This is a genomic window from Telluria sp. Soil_C_11, from assembly GCF_057657395.1.
This window is the reverse complement of the sequence record NZ_JBDGIN010000005.1, coordinates 99,544-116,065: the sequence shown is the minus strand read 5'-3', so window position 1 is coordinate 116,065 and position 16,522 is coordinate 99,544. Positions and strand designations below refer to the sequence as shown.

At 67.1% G+C, this 16,522-nt stretch carries 17 protein-coding genes; 5 read left to right on the top strand and 12 right to left on the bottom strand.

From position 1 onward, the window contains the following. Positions 1-6: 6 nt before the first annotated feature. From AC3A6M_RS10810 to AC3A6M_RS10795, 4 genes are all read right to left on the bottom strand, one after another. Positions 7-2,703 carry a sensor domain-containing diguanylate cyclase gene (locus tag AC3A6M_RS10810; protein ID WP_487852726.1) on the bottom strand — a complete coding sequence of 899 codons (2,697 nt, stop codon included), beginning with the start codon at positions 2,701-2,703 and terminating at the stop codon, positions 7-9. A 169-nt stretch (positions 2,704-2,872) separates the two neighbouring features. After that, complete coding sequence (locus AC3A6M_RS10805; protein WP_487852725.1) at positions 2,873-3,394, bottom strand: M48 metallopeptidase family protein; 522 nt, start codon at positions 3,392-3,394, stop codon at positions 2,873-2,875. 165 nt (positions 3,395-3,559) lie between these two features. Beyond that, positions 3,560-3,892: a KGG domain-containing protein gene (locus AC3A6M_RS10800; RefSeq protein WP_435570584.1), complete on the bottom strand. Its 333-nt coding sequence runs from the start codon at positions 3,890-3,892 to the stop codon at positions 3,560-3,562. 133 nt (positions 3,893-4,025) lie between these two features. Continuing rightward, positions 4,026-5,057, bottom strand: coding sequence for an NADP-dependent oxidoreductase (locus AC3A6M_RS10795; RefSeq protein ID WP_487852724.1), 1,032 nt, complete (start codon positions 5,055-5,057; stop codon positions 4,026-4,028). Positions 5,058-5,280: 223 nt separating this feature from the next. Here AC3A6M_RS10795 and purU point away from each other — a divergent pair, with 223 nt between their 5' ends. The 3 genes from purU to AC3A6M_RS10780 are packed head-to-tail and all read left to right on the top strand — an operon-like array spanning position 5,281 to position 7,199. Continuing rightward, complete coding sequence (gene purU / locus AC3A6M_RS10790) at positions 5,281-6,150, top strand: formyltetrahydrofolate deformylase (RefSeq protein ID WP_487852723.1); 870 nt, start codon at positions 5,281-5,283, stop codon at positions 6,148-6,150. 31 nt (positions 6,151-6,181) lie between these two features. Continuing rightward, the gene (locus AC3A6M_RS10785; protein ID WP_487852722.1) at positions 6,182-6,730 is read left to right on the top strand and encodes a YaeQ family protein; all 549 of its coding nucleotides are present in this window, start codon (positions 6,182-6,184) and stop codon (positions 6,728-6,730) included. 19 nt (positions 6,731-6,749) lie between these two features. Further along, entirely contained in the window at positions 6,750-7,199 is a 450-nt protein-coding gene (locus AC3A6M_RS10780; RefSeq protein WP_487852721.1) for a copper chaperone PCu(A)C, read from the top strand. A 66-nt stretch (positions 7,200-7,265) separates the two neighbouring features. Here the strand turns inward: AC3A6M_RS10780 and AC3A6M_RS10775 are convergent, their stop codons facing one another. Together AC3A6M_RS10775 and AC3A6M_RS10770 are read right to left on the bottom strand one after the other, a co-directional pair. After that, a complete protein-coding gene (locus AC3A6M_RS10775; protein ID WP_487852720.1) occupies positions 7,266-8,039 on the bottom strand; it encodes a head GIN domain-containing protein in 774 nt (257 codons plus the stop codon). A 140-nt stretch (positions 8,040-8,179) separates the two neighbouring features. Next, entirely contained in the window at positions 8,180-9,145 is a 966-nt protein-coding gene (locus AC3A6M_RS10770) for a hypothetical protein (RefSeq protein WP_487852719.1), read from the bottom strand. Positions 9,146-9,248: 103 nt separating this feature from the next. On the opposite strand from AC3A6M_RS10770, the gene AC3A6M_RS10765 reads away from it, so the two are divergent. Both AC3A6M_RS10765 and AC3A6M_RS10760 read left to right on the top strand, forming a co-directional pair. Then, the gene (locus tag AC3A6M_RS10765; RefSeq protein WP_487852718.1) at positions 9,249-9,722 is read left to right on the top strand and encodes a DMT family transporter; all 474 of its coding nucleotides are present in this window, start codon (positions 9,249-9,251) and stop codon (positions 9,720-9,722) included. A 111-nt stretch (positions 9,723-9,833) separates the two neighbouring features. Next, entirely contained in the window at positions 9,834-10,955 is a 1,122-nt protein-coding gene (locus AC3A6M_RS10760; protein ID WP_487852717.1) for a type IV pilus twitching motility protein PilT, read from the top strand. Between the two features lie 94 nt (positions 10,956-11,049). On the opposite strand, the gene AC3A6M_RS10755 is transcribed toward AC3A6M_RS10760, so the two are convergent. The 6 genes from AC3A6M_RS10755 to AC3A6M_RS10730 all read right to left on the bottom strand — a co-directional run bounded on the left by AC3A6M_RS10755 (position 11,050) and on the right by AC3A6M_RS10730 (position 15,988). Further along, positions 11,050-11,895: a PEP-CTERM sorting domain-containing protein gene (locus AC3A6M_RS10755; protein ID WP_487852716.1), complete on the bottom strand. Its 846-nt coding sequence runs from the start codon at positions 11,893-11,895 to the stop codon at positions 11,050-11,052. A 186-nt stretch (positions 11,896-12,081) separates the two neighbouring features. Continuing rightward, a complete protein-coding gene (locus tag AC3A6M_RS10750; RefSeq protein WP_487852715.1) occupies positions 12,082-13,338 on the bottom strand; it encodes a c-type cytochrome in 1,257 nt (418 codons plus the stop codon). Beyond that, entirely contained in the window at positions 13,335-14,135 is an 801-nt protein-coding gene (locus AC3A6M_RS10745; protein WP_487852714.1) for a c-type cytochrome, read from the bottom strand. The genes AC3A6M_RS10750 and AC3A6M_RS10745 overlap by 4 nt, the downstream gene beginning before the upstream one ends. A gap of 95 nt (positions 14,136-14,230) precedes the next feature. After that, the gene (locus tag AC3A6M_RS10740; RefSeq protein ID WP_487852713.1) at positions 14,231-14,650 is read right to left on the bottom strand and encodes a c-type cytochrome; all 420 of its coding nucleotides are present in this window, start codon (positions 14,648-14,650) and stop codon (positions 14,231-14,233) included. Between the two features lie 42 nt (positions 14,651-14,692). Further along, the gene (locus AC3A6M_RS10735; protein ID WP_487852712.1) at positions 14,693-15,406 is read right to left on the bottom strand and encodes a 3'-5' exonuclease; all 714 of its coding nucleotides are present in this window, start codon (positions 15,404-15,406) and stop codon (positions 14,693-14,695) included. Between the two features lie 18 nt (positions 15,407-15,424). Beyond that, a complete protein-coding gene (locus AC3A6M_RS10730; RefSeq protein WP_487852711.1) occupies positions 15,425-15,988 on the bottom strand; it encodes a ProQ/FINO family protein in 564 nt (187 codons plus the stop codon). Positions 15,989-16,522 lie beyond the last annotated feature (534 nt).

Genomic DNA, 16,522 nt, shown 5'->3' with positions numbered 1-16,522 from the left:
GCCGCGTCAGCCGTGCGCCATCGCCAGGCCGTGCATGTGGCCACGGCCCAGGCGCAGCATGGCGAAGGTGTTGCGCCCGGCCTGCTTGGCGGCGTACAGGGCGCGGTCGGCGGCGTCCAGCAGGCGCGCCGGCGGCGGGTCCGGCTGGTCGGCCAGCGCGGCGCCGATCGAGGTGCCGACCTGCAGGACCAGCGCATCGAGCTCGAACGGCGTGCGCATCGCGGCGAGGATCTTGTGCGCCACCGCCTCGACGTCGGCCTCGCCGGCGACGTCGTGCAGCAGCACCGTGAATTCGTCGCCGGCCAGGCGCGAGACCAGGTCGGAGTCGCGCACCGCGCCGCGCAGGCGGCGTGCGAACTCGACCAGCACGGCGTCGCCGACCGCATGCCCGTAGCGGTCGTTGATCCGCTTGAAGTGGTCGACGTCCAGGTACAGCAGGGCGGAGCCGCGCCCGGCATGCCCTGCGCGGACGGCGCCCTGCAGGGCGGCCTCGAAGTGGCGCCGGTTCGGCAGCCCGGTCAGGGTGTCGGTGTGCGCCAGCGCGTGCAGGCTGCGCTCGTGCATGCGCGAGACGGTGGCGTCGGTGGTCAGCACGTAGACGCCGGCGACAACGCCGTCGCGCAGCTGCGGCAGGAAGGTCGTGTGCGCGATGCGGGTGTGCTTCTTGCGCACGATCTCGTGCTCGCATTGCGAGGCCTGGCCGCTCCATGCCTGTTCCAGCGCCGCCGCCTGCGGCGCGAGGTAGTCGGCGCCGAAGGCTTCTTCCATGGTCTTGCCGATGATCTGCCCGGCCGGCTTGCCCAGCCAGGACTGGTGGACGGCGTTGGCGAACACGTAGCGGCGCTCGCTGTCGAGGTGGGCGATCAGCACCGGCACGTTGTCGGTGATGGTGCGCAGCCGTTCCTCGCTCTCGGCCAGGCGCAGCTCGCTCACCTTGCGTTCGGTAATGTCGAAGGCCATCGCATAGAAGCCGTCCGGCTGGCCGCCCGCGGTGCGCTGCGGGACGAAGCAGCACTGGTAATGCAGCTCCTTCCCGCTCGAGCGCGAGACGTATTCGAAGACCGCGGTCTCGCCCGCCAGCGCCTGCGCGAACCAGGGGCTGAGGACCGCATAATCCTCGGGACGGTAGGCGCAAGCCAATTCGTGCCCGAGCAGCTGGTCGGCGCTGCGGTCGAACACCCGCAGCGCATGGCCGTTGAGGTAGACGTACCTGCCGGCCGCGTTCACCTTGCCGATCAGCGCCGGCAGGTTCTCGGTGATGGCGCGCAGGCGCCGTTCGTTGACTTCCAGCTCGGCGCGCGAGGCGTTGATCTCGGTGATGTCCTTCATCGCCACCACCGCGCCGAGCGGACGGCCGGAAGCGCTGCGCAGGGGCCGGCCGCTGACCAGCAGGGTGTGCGCCGCGCCGCTGGCCTGCTCGATGACGATCGCCTCGTCGCGGATGGTTTCGCCCTTCAGCGCGCGCACCAGCGGGACCTCGTCCATCGCCAGCGGCGTGCGGCCGTCGACGTGGTACATCGCGTAGTACTGCGACCACTCGGCCGGCACGATGGTTTTCATCTCGCGCCCGACGATGGTGCGGGCCGCGCGGTTGAACAGCGACAGGTTGCCGACCGCGTCGCAGGCGATCACGCCGACGTCGACCGACTCGAGCACGGCGTCCAGCAGCTCCTGCTTTTCTTCGAGCTGCTGGCGGGTGCGGATGCGCTCCGAGATGTCGTTCATGAAAGCGCCGAAGCAGCGCTTGCCCTGCCATTCGTAGCTGCTGATGGTCATTTCGACCATGATCTGGCGGCCGCTCGCGGTCAGCGCCGGCAGTTCGATCTTGCGGTCCAGCACCGGGCCGTCGCCGGTCTCGATGCAGCGCCGCATGCCCGCCTCGTGCAGCGCGCGGTAGGCGGGCGGCACGATCAGTTCGGACAGGCTGCGTCCGAGCGCCTGCGCGCGCGGCCAGCCGAAGATGCGCTCGGCCGAGGCATTCCATTCGACGATGCGGCCGCCGGCATCGGCGCCGATGAAGCCGCTCCAGGACGAGGCGACGATGGTGCGGTTCCAGTCCACGCTGTGCTGCAGCGTGACTTCGACTTCCTTGCGGCGCGCGATCTCGTGCGACAGCTCGCCGACCTTGCGCTCGAGTTCGGCGGTGCGCTCGGCGACGCGCTGCTCGAGTTCCGTGTTCAGGGCCTTCAGGGCCTGCTCGGCCATCAGGCGGGCGGTGGCGACCTTCACGTGGTTCAGCTCCGCCTCGACCAGGTCGGCCAGGTCGCGCAGGGCCTGGCGCTGCTGATCGGAGAAGGTGCGCGGCGCGTAGTCGACGATGCACAGGGTGCCGACCGGCTGGCCGTCGCTGTGCAGCGGCTGGCCGGCATAAAAGCGGACGTGGGGCGCACGGGCCACCAGCGGATTCGCGGCGAAGCGCGGATCCAGGGTGGCATCCTCGACCACCAGCATCCCGTCCTGCGCCACCGTATGGCTGCAGAAGGCGATCGAGCGCGGCGTTTCGGTGACGTCCAGGCCGCAGCGCGACTTGAACCACTGGCGGTGTTCGTCGACCAGCGACACCAGCGCGACCGGGACCCCGAAGGTCATCGCGGCCAGACGCGTGAAGCGGTCGAAGCGGTGTTCCGCGGGCGTGTCGAGGACGTCCAGCGAAGCGAGTGCGGCAAGTCGGGTGTGTTCGGAAGCAGGGTTCGGATGGTGCATGGCCACTCCAGTCATCCAGATGGACAAACGGCGGGGTAAAGGCCGGGTCGAGGCTCGGTGCCGGGGGCGGGGGCGACCGATGAGTTCATCCTACCATGCGTGCCGCATGGAAACTATTTCCGTGTGGATAGATCTGTGAAATCTGTTGCGCGGGCGCCTTGACGGTTCGTCATGCGCCCCACAGCCGCTCGCCGCCCAGCTCCAGCTGGGTGAGGTAGAGCCGCAGGTCGAACTCGAACTGGTGGTAGTCCGGCTCCATCCAGCAGCACAGCTTGTAGAAGGCCTTGTCGTGCTGCTTTTCCTTCAAGTGGGCCAGTTCGTGCACGACGATCATCCGCAGGAATTCGGGCGGGGCGTCGCGGAACACGGTGCCGATGCGGATCTCGTGCTTGGCTTTCAGCTTGCCGCCCTGGACCCGCGAGATGGCGGTGTGCAGGCCGAGGGCCTGCTGGACGATGCCGATCTTGCTGTCGAAGGCGACCTTGGCGACCGGTTCGGCGTTGCGCAGGTAGGCATCCTTCAGATCCTGCACATAGCCGTACAGGGCCTTGTCGGTGCGGACCGCGTGGGCCTGCGGGTAGCGGCTGCGCAGGTGGTCGGCCAGCTTGCCGCCGTCGATCAGGCGGCGCACCTGGTCGAGCAGGTGGGCCGGATAGGCGCTGAGGTATTTGAGGTGGTTCGGGTCGGACATGGGATGCGCACTCTAGCACAGGATGCAGCCCGGTAGAGTGCGCAAAGGTGAGGGATCCGGCGCAACGCAGCCGGTAAAGGGATTGGCCGCACCCGGTCATGGCGGCGCGGCCGATGGAATCATCCCTGGTCAGGTAAGGAGCCTGGCGATGCCGCTTTCCTTATCTTACTCCGTCTTGCCGCCCTGGCGGTTGCCCCCCTTGGCGGCTGCCGCGGCGCGGTTGGCCGATTGCCGGCTTTCCCCGCCTTTGCGGCCGATGTCGGCCATGTGGGCGCGGTTGCGGCTGACCACTTCCCCGCCTTTCTGGCCTGCACGGCGCGCTTCCTCCGAATCGAATTCGTGCGCCGTTCCTTTCTGGTGGGCGGCCTGGCCGCCCTTGCTGGCGATTTGACGCTGCTGATTCTGGTCCATCGCAGCGAAACCGCGCTTGGCAGGCTGGCTTTTCTGCTCGTTGCCGCCCGAGCTCGCGCTCTTGCCGCCTTCCTTGCTTGTCGCCATATCGATCTCCTTGTGCCTGTCGGTGAAGAATCAAACCCGAGAGCGTCCATGGATGCGCTCGTGCGATTAGAGAGGCGAAGGAGGCAATAGTTCCTGCCGAAGTGTTGCCGACAGCGCGAGACCGGTCCTCGGCTCAGGCGTCGGCGATCTTCAGCACCAGTTTGCCGAAGTTCTTCCCCTCGAACAGCATCAGCAGGGCGGGCACGAAATTCTCGAAGCCCTCGACCACGTGCTCGCGGCTCCTGAAGCTCCCCTCGCGCAGCCACTGCCCGAGGCGGGCCACGGCTTCCGGATAGCGCGGCGCGTAGTCGAACACCACCATGCCCTCCATGCGCGCGCGGTTCACCAGCAGCGACAGGTAGTTGGCCGGGCCGCGGACCGGCGTGGTGTTGTTGTACTGCGAGATCGCGCCGCAGATCACGATCCGTGCTTTCATGTTAATCCGTGTGAGGACGGTGTCCAGGATTTCGCCGCCGACGTTGTCGAAGTAGACGTCCACGCCGTCCGGGCAGTGCTGCCTGAGGCCCTGGGCGAGCTGGCCTTCCTTGTAGTCGATGCAGGCGTCGAAGCCGAGCTGCTCGACCACGAAACGGCATTTGTCCGCGCCGCCGGCGATGCCCACTACGCGGCAGCCCAGGTGTTTGGCGATCTGGCCGACCGTCATCCCGACCGCGCCTGCCGCCGCCGACACCACCACCGTCTCGCCGGCCTTGGGCTGGCCGATCTCGGTCAGGCCGAAGTACGCCGTCATGCCCGGCATGCCCAGCACGTTCAGCCAGGCGGGCAGGGGCGCCAGCGCGGGGTCGATCTTCACCAGCGGGCTGCCCTTGTCCTCGGCCGGGCCGGTCCAGAAACGCTGCACGCCGAAGGTGCCGCTGACGTGCTCGCCCACGGCGAAGCGCGGCGAACGCGATTCCACCACCACGCCCACCGCGCCGGCGCGCATCACCTCGCCGATCGCCACCGGGCGGATATACGATTTCCCTTCGTTCATCCAGCCGCGCATCGCCGGGTCGAGCGACAGGTACAGCACCTTGACGCGGACCTGGCCGTCTTCCAGCGGCGGCAGGGGTTCTTCGGCGAGCTGCCAGTTGGCCTGCGTCGGCAGGCCGACCGGGCGGGAGGCGAGGCGGAGTTGCTGGTTGGTCTGGGTGGAGGTGGACATGGGGTTCCCTGTGTGAGATGTGGACTTGCTAACTATATCGGAAAGCTATGCACGTCGTCCCCGCGAAGGCGGGGATCCAAGTTCTGCTTGAGTTACCGGAACGCTGGCAAACTTGGGTTCCCGCCTACGCGGGAACGACGGCTTGGTTGCGTGCCTGCTTATTTTGCAAGCGCATGCGACAATGCCAGAAGCCATCTCATCCAACCATCATCGAAACGCCCTCATGACGCACCCAGAATACATCCTGACCCTGTCCTGCCTGGACCAGCGCGGCATCGTCCTGCGCGTGTCCGGCTTCCTGGCCGAGCATGGCTGCAATATCATCGATTCCGACCAGTTCGGCGATCCGGAATCGAAGCTGTTTTTCATGCGCATCCACTTCGCGCTGGAGGAGCCGGACGTCTCGGATGCCACCCTGCGCGCCGGCTTCGACGCCCTGTGCGTGCATTTGAACGCCTCGGGCCAGCTGCACGACGCCGCGCGCAAGCCGCGCGTGCTGATCATGGTGTCGAAGATCGGCCACTGCCTGAACGACCTGCTGTTCCGCTACCGCAGCGGGCTGCTGCCGGTGGAGATTCCGGCCATCGTCTCCAACCACATGGAGTTCTACCAGCTCGCGGCCAGTTACAATATCCCCTTTCACCACTTGCCGCTCGAGGCCGGCGCCAGCGAATCCGACAAGCTGGCGCAGGAAAGCCGCATCATCGAGCTGCTGGACCGGCACCGGATCGACCTGGTCGTGCTGGCGCGCTACATGCAGATCCTGTCGCCGGGGCTGTGCGAGGCATTGAAGGGCAGGGCGATCAACATCCACCATTCCTTCCTGCCCAGCTTCAAGGGAGCGCGCCCGTATGCCCAGGCGCACCGGCGCGGCGTCAAGCTGATCGGCGCCACCGCCCATTTCGTCACCGGCGACCTGGACGAAGGCCCGATCATCGAGCAGGACGTCGAGCGGGTCGATCACGCGATGAACGCCGAGGCGCTGACGGCGATCGGGCGCGATGTCGAAAGCGTCGTGCTGGCGCGCGCGGTCAAGTGGTTCGTGGAACACCGCATCCTGCTGAACGGCGACAAGACCGTCGTATTCAGCTGACTGCACCAGAACAGAAAGATAGAACAAGCAGATGGCCCTGAAAGCAACGATCTACAAGGCAGACCTGAGCATCGCGGACATGGACCGCAATTACTACCAGGAGCACGCGCTCACCATCGCGCGCCATCCTTCGGAAACCGACGAGCGGGTGATGATCCGCCTGCTCGCCTTCGCCCTGCACGCCGACGAGGCGCTGGCGTTCGGCAAGGACCTGTTCGACGTCGAGGAGCCGGCCCTGTGGCTGAAGGACCTGACCGGGGCGATCCAGACCTGGATCGAGGTCGGCCAGCCCGACGAGCGCCGCCTGATGAAGGCCAGCGGCCGTTCGGAGCACGTGGTCGTGTACAGCTACAGCGCCGTCAGCCACATCTGGTTCAAGCAGATCGCCAAGCAGATCGACCGCGCGCGCAACATCACCGTCGTCAACATCGCGGCCGAGACCAGCGCCGCGCTGGAGCGCATGGCCAAGCGCAACATGCAGTTGCAGTGCACGATCCAGGACGGCCAGGTGTGGCTGACCGACGGCCTTGACACCGTGCAGGTCGAGCGCGAAACGCTGCTTGCGGAACGTACCTATTAATTGATTGGATAGAACAGCCATGAACCGACGTCTACTCGCGCTGGCGCTTGCCGGCTTCGTTTCCCTGCCGGCGCTGGCCCAGGTCAGCGTCAGCGACCCATGGGTGCGCGCCACCGTGCCCCAGCAGAAGGTGGCCGGGGCTTTCATGCAACTGAAATCCGCGAAGCCGGCGAAGCTGGTCGGCGTCAAGACCCCGGTTGCGGGCCGCGTCGAGCTGCACCAGATGGCGATGGAAGGCCAGACCATGCGCATGCGCGCGGTCGACGCCATCGACCTGCCGGCCGGCCAGACCGTGAACCTGGCCTCCGGCGGCTACCACGTCATGCTGTTCGACCTGCAACGCCAGCTCAAGGAAGGCGAGCAGGTGCCGCTGACGCTGACCGTGGCCGACGCGGCCGGCAAGCGCGAGACCGTCGAGGTGTCGGCGCCGGTCAGGCCGCTCACCTACTCGGCCCCGGCCGCGCATTGATAGGCGAACATCGCGCGTGGGCACCCGATCGATGCCCCCGGCATCCAGCGCCCGCCCGACGATCGTTCAGCGCGGCGCGGCGCCCAGGCGGCGCGCGTTGCCGGAGCCGACCACCGACTTGCTGACCTGCGGATCGCCGTAGTAATTGACGTCACCGGAGCCGGCCACCGTCATGCTCAGGCTGTCGCGTATCCACAGGGTCGCGTCGCCCGAGCCGGCCACCGTCACGCTGGCCGTCTCCAGGCGCACGCGCGCCATGTCCACCTTGCCGGAACCGCCGATCGAGGCCGACAGGCTGCGCGCGCTGCCTTCATCCACCTTCAGGTCGCCGCTGCCGCCCAGGTTCACATTGATCGACTGGCCTTCGGCCTTGCGCACCCGGATGCTGCCGGAGCCGCCGACGTCGAACGTCACACGCGAGCCGTTCACGCGGTCGGCATCGATGCTGCCGGAGCCGGCCAGCGCCAGCCGGTCCAGTTCGCGCGCCTGCACCACGATCTTCAGGTGGCGGGTCTGGATGTTGACCTTGTTCTTGTTGCGGATCTTCAGGGTGCCGTCCTCGACCACCGTCTCGATCAGCGGCAGCAGGTTGTCGTCGGTCTCGATGGTGAGCCCTTCGCTGTTGCCGGTACGGATCTCGACCTGGCCCGGCAGGGAAAAGGCCAGGCCGTTGAAGTTACGGACCTCGCGCGACTGGCGCTTGATGTTGCCGTTGCCCTGCACCTGTTCGCTGCGGCCCCAGCTCCAGTCGCCGGCCAGGGCCGGGACCGTCATGGCGGTGGCGGCAAAGGCGAGGGTGCAGGCGGCCAGCAGGCTGCGGCGGGAAACGTCGATGGTCATGGTGAGTCCTCCTTGAATCTTGTTGTCGGTAATCGATGACTGCATCTTAAGCAAGACAAGCCATGCGCGCGGGCGCTTTGCGACGAACTGCACGGCCGGCGTGCCAGATTGCGGATAGGCGGCGTGGGCCGCCGGCAAGGTCAGGAGACGGCGCGCGGCGTGCGCAGCCAGGCCGCCGCGAACGGGATCAGGAAGGGATACAGGCCCCACACGATCCGGCCCTCGACCCGCACGCACAGGGCTGCGTACAGGGGAGGCAGGGCCATCAGCACCAGCAGGCTGCGAAATGGCTTCAGCGGCGCCGGCGCCTGGCGCCAGCCGAGGATCGCGAGGGGGACGATGGGCAGGCAGGAACCGAGGATCGAGGCGATCGAGCGGACGTCGTGCAGCGCGTGGCGGACGGTCCACCAGCTCGGTTCCCAGGTATACGCCGGCAGGCCCGTGAGCAGCCAGAAGCGGACCGCCACCAGCCAGGCGCCGGCCGCCGCCAGGGCCGCCAGGCCGCCCGCAGGCGCGATGCGGCGCGTGCCGAGGAGCCAGGCCAGCAACAGGATGTTCTCCTCGCGCACCGCGGTCCCGAGGACGCCGGCCAGGGCGGCCAGCCAGGGCTGGCCCGCGAGCACGGCCAGCACGAAGGCGCTGCGCGCGCAGACCGAAGCCGGATCGACCAGCAGGTAGGGGGCGTACCAGAAGGTCGGCAGCGCCACCAGCATCATGACCCCGGCGCCGACGGCGCGCTTGCTGTCGAGGCCGGCGCGCAGGGCCACGGCGCTCATCAGGCAGGCGCTGGCCGTCATGCACAGCCAGTTCAGGGCCGCAAAGGCCTGGCGCAGGTCCCCCGGCAGGAGGGCGGCGACGGCGGGCACCAGGGTGCGATAGGGGAAGGGCGCGCGCAGTTCCGCGACGCCGATCTCGCCGCGAAAATGCCGGGCGGTGTCGAAATACGCCTGGGAATCCTCGACCGTGCCACCCCAGCGCCAGATCATGAGCGTCCAGGCAAGCATGCCGAACATGAGGAACAGGGCCGGCCAGCGGATCGGCTGGTCGGCGGCGCAGGCAGCGCGGGAAGCGCTGGGTGTTGTCAGTGGGCTATTGTTGGTCGGCACGCCGCGCAGTATATGCGCACACCATGCCGGCTGACCAGTCCGGTGTCTTCGCAAGTCCGCCCGATTTCGCTACAATCCTGCGCTTTTTGCCCGTATTTTCCTCATGACTCTCCTGTTGTTCCTCGTCGCTTTCGGCGCCGGCATCGCCGTCTCCTTCCAGGCCGCCATCAACAGCCAGATGGCGGCCGCGGTCGGCGCCAACTCGGTGGTGGCCGCCCTGATCTCCTTCCTGTGCGGCTCGGCGGCGCTGGCCGTGGTCGCCTGTGTCCGCGGCGGCTTGCCCGACGCGCTGGCGGCCCTGCCGCAGCAGCCGCTGTGGAAATTTTCCGGCGGCCTGCTCGGCGCTGCCTTCATCTTCTGCACGGTGCTGCTGGTGCCGCGCATCGGCCTGCTGAACCTGGTCGTGCTGGTGATCGCCGGCCAGCTCCTGACCTCGATGGCGATCGACCACTTCGGCCTGGTGAACGTCGCCATGCGCAAGGTGTCGGTGCTGCGGCTGGCGGGCGCGGCCGTCATGATCGTGGGCGTGGCGCTGGCCCTGTTCGGCGACCGGATCGCGGCGGCGTTCGGCCGCTGAGTTGTTGTAAGTTTTTCACACGAAAAAATCTCTTTCCAAGTGGAACTTTCTGGCGCTGCTGGTTTTATAATAAATGCATCGCAAGTTTCCACTTCTATCATCGATCACCCGATGGAATACCACCAGTCCTCGCAGATTCCCACTCTTTCGTATATCGAAAATGAAGACCATCCGGTGTTCGGCACCCTGGTCGAGCAGATCCTGCACCTGCTGAACTCGAAGCTGGTGTTTTCGGACATCATCATTCACCAGAACAGTCCGCTGATGCTGCGCCAGCCGAAGGGCCTGGTGGCGGTCACGGATTCGCCGATCACGAAGGAGGAGCTGGAAGAGTTCTTCGACGTCATCGAGCCGAACTGGTCCGAGCGCATCCAGGAGCGCGCCTTCGACCGGTCGATCGACCTGCACACGGCGCGGATCCGCGCCAACTGCTTCAGTTTCCAGGGCAAGAAGCGCCTGGGCTGCGTGATCCGCCGCTTCCCGAAGGAGCCCTTGCCGCTGGCCGAGCTGGGCCTGCACCCGGACGAGCAGGAATTCGCGCGCCTGACCAGCGGCCTGGTGCTGATCATCGGCGACACCTGCCAGGGCAAGTCGACCACCATCGCCTCGATCCTCGACGAGATCAACCGGCAGCGTTCCGGCCACATCATCACCATCGAAGACCCGGTCGAGACCCTGATCCCGCAGCGCAAGTGCATCATCACCCAGCGCGAAGTGGGCGTCGACGGCGACGTCGACAGCTATTACCTCGGCGCCCTGGATGCGCTGCGCGAGCGCCCGGACGTGATCGTGATCGGCGAGATCCGCGACGCCCAGACCGCCCAGGAAGCGCTGGCGCTGGCCGAATCGGGCCCGCTGGTGCTGGCGACCCTGCACGCGCGCTCGACCGAGCTGGGCCTGCAGAAAATGCTGCGCCTGCTCGGCAATTCCGACGCCCAGAGCCAGGCCCTGGCGCACGCGCTGCGCGGCGTGCTGTGCCAGGCGCTGCTGCCGTCCAAGCAGGGCAACCGCTACCACCTCGCGACCGAATGCCTGAGCATCAGCCCGGCGGTGGCCGGCATGATCGAGCAGGGCGACCTGGGCGCCATCCGCACCCACATGAACGCCGGCCGCGATCCGGGCTGCCACACGATGAACAGCGTGCTGGAAGGGCTGCTGGCCTCGCACAAGGTCGGGGTCGACGATGCGCGGGCGGCCACCACCGACCGCATCGGCTTTGCGGAGATGGTGTAGGCGCTGTTTGCATTAAGTGTTTCCACACTTAATGCGAACAGCGCCAAAAAAAATCGCCGGCAAACGCCGGCGATTTTCATTCGTGCTCGACCGATTACTTGCGCGCGCGGCGGCGCAGGGCGGCGCCCATGCCGATCATCGCCAGGCCCATCAGCGACAGTGCACCCGGCTCGGGCAGGGCGTATGCCTGGCCCGGATCGTCCACGCGGGCGCCCAGGATGTTGCTGTTGTTCTTGTCGTTCCAGTTCTTGTTGTAGTTGTAGCTGTTCTTGAAGCGCAGGTCACGGGCGCCTTCGCTGTTCAGGAAATAGTCCGAGTTCAGCTGCTCGCTCCACAGGCCCACTTTCGACATGTCGACCGAGGCGTAGGAATCGGCCTGGCCCGAGAAGCCTTTGCTGCTAGGAACCTTGTTGCCGACGATGGTGTTCGACGGGTTGGTGGAATCCATGCCGGTATCGAAGAACAGGCGGGCCAGGAAAGTGCCTTCGGTGTAGCCCTTGGCGCAGTCATAGCCGCAGCGGACGTTGTTCGCAGTGCCGGTCAGCGAAGTGGCGCTCATCTTGTCGAGGTCGCGCCAGTACAGGTCCATATAGCCCTTGGTGGCCGGGAAGGGGTTGTCCAGCGAAGGGATGCCGGCTTCGACGCCGTAGAACATGCCGGTGATCTGGCCGCCATCCTGCTTGTTGACGAAGAAGATATCGCCGCTCGGGTCGAGCTGGTCATGCGGCGTGTTGATATCGCCGGTTTCCAGGGTCGACACGACGAACACGCCCCAGTTGATTTCCTTGGTGCCGGCAAAGGTGGTCGCGCCGTTGATGGCGATCTGCTCCTGGCCCGTGTACTTCAGGTAGATCCCGCCCGGCGGCAGATAGGTGGCCGGGGCTGCGGTGGCGCTGAGGCTGGTGAAGGCGACGGCTAAGGCGGCAAGAATTTTTTTCATGATTTCTTATTTAAGGTTGATCAACGAAACCGACCATTCAAGCGAAGCAAGATAGATGCCAGCTCGCTCAATATATGGACTAAGGCCTTGTTCAATAAGGGTTTTGTGCCTTTCTTCCGATAATCTCGAATTGCCATAGTGCCAATATATTTGAGCAAGTGTAAAATTTCCCGACAGCAAAGCTCATCAGTTCAGCGGTACCGCCCGGTAGGCGTTGACCTCCGCCGGCGTCACCACCGGCGCTGCGTTGCCCCAGCTGGCGCGCGCATAGCTCAGCACCGCCGCCACCTCGGCATCGCTCAATACCGGGCTGTAGGGCGGCATGCCGTAGGGGCGGGGATTGCCCCCGGTGGCCGGCGCGAATCCGCCATTGAGCACGATGCGGATCGCATTCACCGGTTCCGTCATCGCCAACGTGCGGTTGCCGGCCAGCGGCGGATAGGCGGGGCCGCCATCCTCGCTGGCGGCGCCGCGGCCGTCCTTGCCGTGGCAATCGGCGCAATGCTGGCCGTAGAGATTGCCGCCCAGCTTCATCAGCGCTTCCGGCGGCGGCGCGGCCGCTGCGCGCTGTTCCGTTTCGCCCGGCAGCGACTTCAGATAAGCAGCCATCGCACCGATGTCGGCGTCGGTCAGGTGCTGCAGGCTGCGGCCGACCACTTCCGCCATCGGCCCGGACACGACGCCCTGCGGCGAGACGCCGGTGCGCAGCAGCTGCGCGAGGTCAGGATCGCTGGCGGCGAGCGAGGGCGCGTACCAGTCCAGTACGGGGATCAGGCCGCCGCGCAGTCCCGGGCCGCTCGCGCCCAGGCTGTTGCGCGGGCTGTGGCAGGCGCTGCAGTGGCCGAGGCCCTCGACCAGGTAGGCGCCGCGGTTCCAGTCCGCGCCGCGGCCCGGTTCCGGGGTGTGGACGCCGGGCTTGAAATACAGCAGGCGCCAGGCCGCCAGCGCCGCCTGGCTGTCGTAGGGGAAGCGCAGGGTGTGTGGCTGGTTCGGCTGGCGCGCCGGAGGGAGGCTGCGCAGGTAGGCGAACAGGGCGTCGGCATCGTCGCGCGTCACCTTCGTGTAGCTCGGATAGGGGAAGGCGGGATACAGCAGGCGCCCTTGGCTGCCGATACCGTTGTGCAGGGCATTCCAGAAATCGTCGGCGGTCCAGGCGCCGATGCCGGTCTCGCGGTCCGGCGTGATGTTGGGCGCCATCACCCGGCCGAACGGCGTGTCGACCGCGCGCCCGCCGGCGTAGGCCTGGCCGCCGCGCGCGGTGTGGCAGGCGGCGCAATCGCCGGCCCGCGCCAGGTAGGCGCCGCGCGCGATGTTGCCGGCGCTGGGCGCCCAGGCTTGCGGCGAGCGGGATGGAATGAACTCGGCGCGCGGCCAGGCCAGCAGCAGTGCGCCAAGCAGGAGGACGAGCAGGACGCCGAGCGCGATCGGGATGCGGCGCGTCATGGTTTCTGCACCCCGGGTCGCTGCACCACGGGTTGCTGCACCACGGGTCGCTGCTCCGGGGCGCTGCCGCAAGCCAGCGGCAGGGGCCGCGGGACGCCTTGCGCGGGCGCCGGGTCGGCCGGCAGCGGTTCGCTGGCCAGCCAGGCCGAGATCGCCGACACGTCGGCCAGGCTCAGGCGCGAGGCGATGGTTCCCATGCAGTCCGGGGCGAGGGCATGGCGGCTGCCGTTGCGCCAGGCGCCGAACTGGGCGTTGATGTAGTCGCGCGGCAGGCCGGTCAGGCCGGGAATGGCCGGCAGGGCGCCGGTCAGGCGGTCGCCGTGGCAGGCGATGCACGCCGGCACGTTCAGCGCGGCATCGCCGCGCGTGACCAGCTGGCGGCCGCGTTCCAGTTCGGCGGGCGGCAGGCTGGCGCGGTCGAGCACGGGGACCGGCAGGTGCTGGGTCGAAAAATAAGTGGCGATCTCGTGCAGGTAATCGTCCGACAGGTGCTGGACCATCCAGGTCATCAGCGGATACTGGCGCCGGCCTTCGCGGAAATTGATCAGCTGGTTGTAGAGATAGCCAGCCGGCTTGCCGGCGATGCGCGGGAAGTACTGGCGCTCGCCGCCGGAGCCGGGCGCCGCCGGCGGCGCCGATGCGCTGCCGTGGCAAGAGGTGCAGGCGCTCAGGCGCTGGGCCAGGCTGCCGGGAACGGTGCTTGGTTGACCTGGGCGGCCTTGCTGCGGCTGGGCCGCGGCGCAGGCCAGCCATGCCCAGCCGCACACCACGGCCAGGGAACGGAAGATGCCTCGCATGATGGATTCCTGTCGATGAGGGGATGCTCGTGCGCGATCCCGCCATCATACCGTGCCGGCTTAATCGACCGGCAATATTTTTATTCAGGCAAGATTCAGCGCGGCGCCGATGGCGCGCCGGTCGTGGCGGGCTGGTCGGCCTGCTGGAAAGTGCGCAGATAGGCCAGCAGCGCGGCGATCTCGTTGTCGTCGCCGATGCCCCAGAAGCGCATGTTGGTGCCCGGCACCAGCTTGCCCGGGTCGTGCAGGAAAGCCGACAGGGTGCGTTCGTCCCAGACGATGCCGGAGCGCTTCATCGCCTCCGAGTACGCAAAGTCGGGCGTGGCGCCGGCGCGGCGGCCGAACAGGCCGTTCAGTTGCGGGCCGAAGCCGCCGCGGGCGTTGGCGCCGACCTGGTGGCAGGACGCGCATTGCCTGAACACGCGCTCGCCGGTGGCGGCATCGGTGCCGGAAGGCGCGCAGCCTTGCAGGATCGTCAGCGGGAGCAGCAGGGCGGGCAGGAGAAAACGCGTCATGCCGCGATTATAGGCGGCGGCATGGAACATCGTGGCGGGCGGTCAGGCCTGGGTCGGCGACTGCTGTCCGGCGCGGGCCTGGGCGGCGGCGCGTGCGGCGAGCCGGGCGGCGTTGGCCGCAGCCATCGTGGCGGCGGCCGGGAAGTGTTCTTTCCAGTGGCGGTAGATGCGCAGGGCGACGTGGGCATCGTCGGCCGCGTACTGGATCTGCTGTTCGGACAGGCGCGGCAGCGCCCAGTTGGTGGTGGTGATGCGGCGCGACTTCTGCAGGCGGCGTCCGAAGTAGCGCTCGACCGCGGTCTTGGCGCCCCAGGCATTGCGCTCGCGCCGCTCGACGTCGCGCAGGGCGGTGGCGAGGTCGATCACGTTGCGGGTCTCGATGCCGAGCTTGGCGCGCAGGCGGCGCAGGTCGTCGCCGAGGCCGAAGCCGACTTTCAGGATCGCCGGCGATTCCAGCACCGCGCGCAGCACCTCGACCAGGTGCGCCGCGCCCGGCGCGGGCGCCGCACCGGCGCCGACCTGGAACAGGTAAGCGTGGCTGTCGGTGGCGAGCTGCACCAGGTGCGGCCCGGTCGACACTTCGCCTTTCTGGAAGGTCGGCTTGGATTCGGTGTCGAAGCCGATGCTGTCCGCAGCCATCAGGGCCGCGAGGGCGTTCTCCGCATCCTCGCGGGAGCGCACCAGGCGCACGTCGGAAAGCGCAATGCCCTGGTAGGGCGGCAGGGTTTCCTCGGTGGCTGGTGCGGTTTCGCTCATATGATCAGTGATGACCGCTCACTTGCGCGAAAACTTGGATGCCAGCTGCTGCAGCTTTTCCTGGCGCTTGCGCTCCGCTTCGACCTGGGCGGCGGCTTCGCGCTCGGCCTTCTTGCGCTCGGCTTCCTTCTTGAAGCGTTGCTGCAACAGTTCCTTGGCGTGCTGGCGGTGGGTGTCGGTGACCTCGGCGCCGGCCTTGCCGTCCAGGTCGTAGCGCACCGTGGCCTTTTCCATCGCGCGCAGGTAGCGCATCGAACCGGTGTGGATGCCGAGCGCGGCGCGCATCAGCTTGCGGTTCAGGTCGGGCATGCGCGACAGCAGTTGCTTGTCGATGCCGATCTCGAGTGGCAGGCAGTTGCGGAAGGCCGGGAACTGCTGCTGCAGCTGCTTGAGCAGGGCGCGCGGCGAGTCGGCGGCCGGAGCGCCGGCTGCCGGGGCGGTGGCCTCCGGTGCGGCGGCGGCGTCGAGGGAAGCCGGCGCGCTGCTTTCGCCGCCCGGGGAAACCGCGGATTCCGGCGTGGCGTTGGCGGCGTTGTTTTCGTTCGCCTCGGGGGATGCGGCGACAGGACTAATCGTATTCATTGACTTCATGGTAAGAACAGGAAGCGGAAGGATAGCATGCAAGACGGCACATGTGCCGCTGAGCTGTGTAAGGGTTCGTCGTCGCTGCCGGCCGACCGCGATTTCCTTCGTGTGCGGCGGGCGCGGCGGCAAGAAATCGTGTATGATCCGCCCCTTTCCTTGCGTAGGGCTTGCGCCGACGCAGACCGGCCAAGGGCTCGGATGACGGGACCACGTGTTCACCAGTATGCGAATTCGTTATATCCATTATCGGATATTTCAATTATCGCTAAATATTTCCGTGGTGCATAATATGCCTGTCTCCTCTATTTCTCCCTTGGGAAAATAGCTCAAGCCCGTTTCACCACGGGCTTTTTTTCGTTCCGACATGCTAAACCGCGATTTCAACCATAGTTCGACTTGCCCTTGCCACCTGTCCGCGCGTTTCGGTGCCGCCTCTCCAGGCCGCCATGAATGCGTGCCGGGAAGTGCAGTCGTTTGTGCTTGATTTCCGGCCCATCTGCCCTTAGTTAGGGCCATCCCGTTATTCCTTGC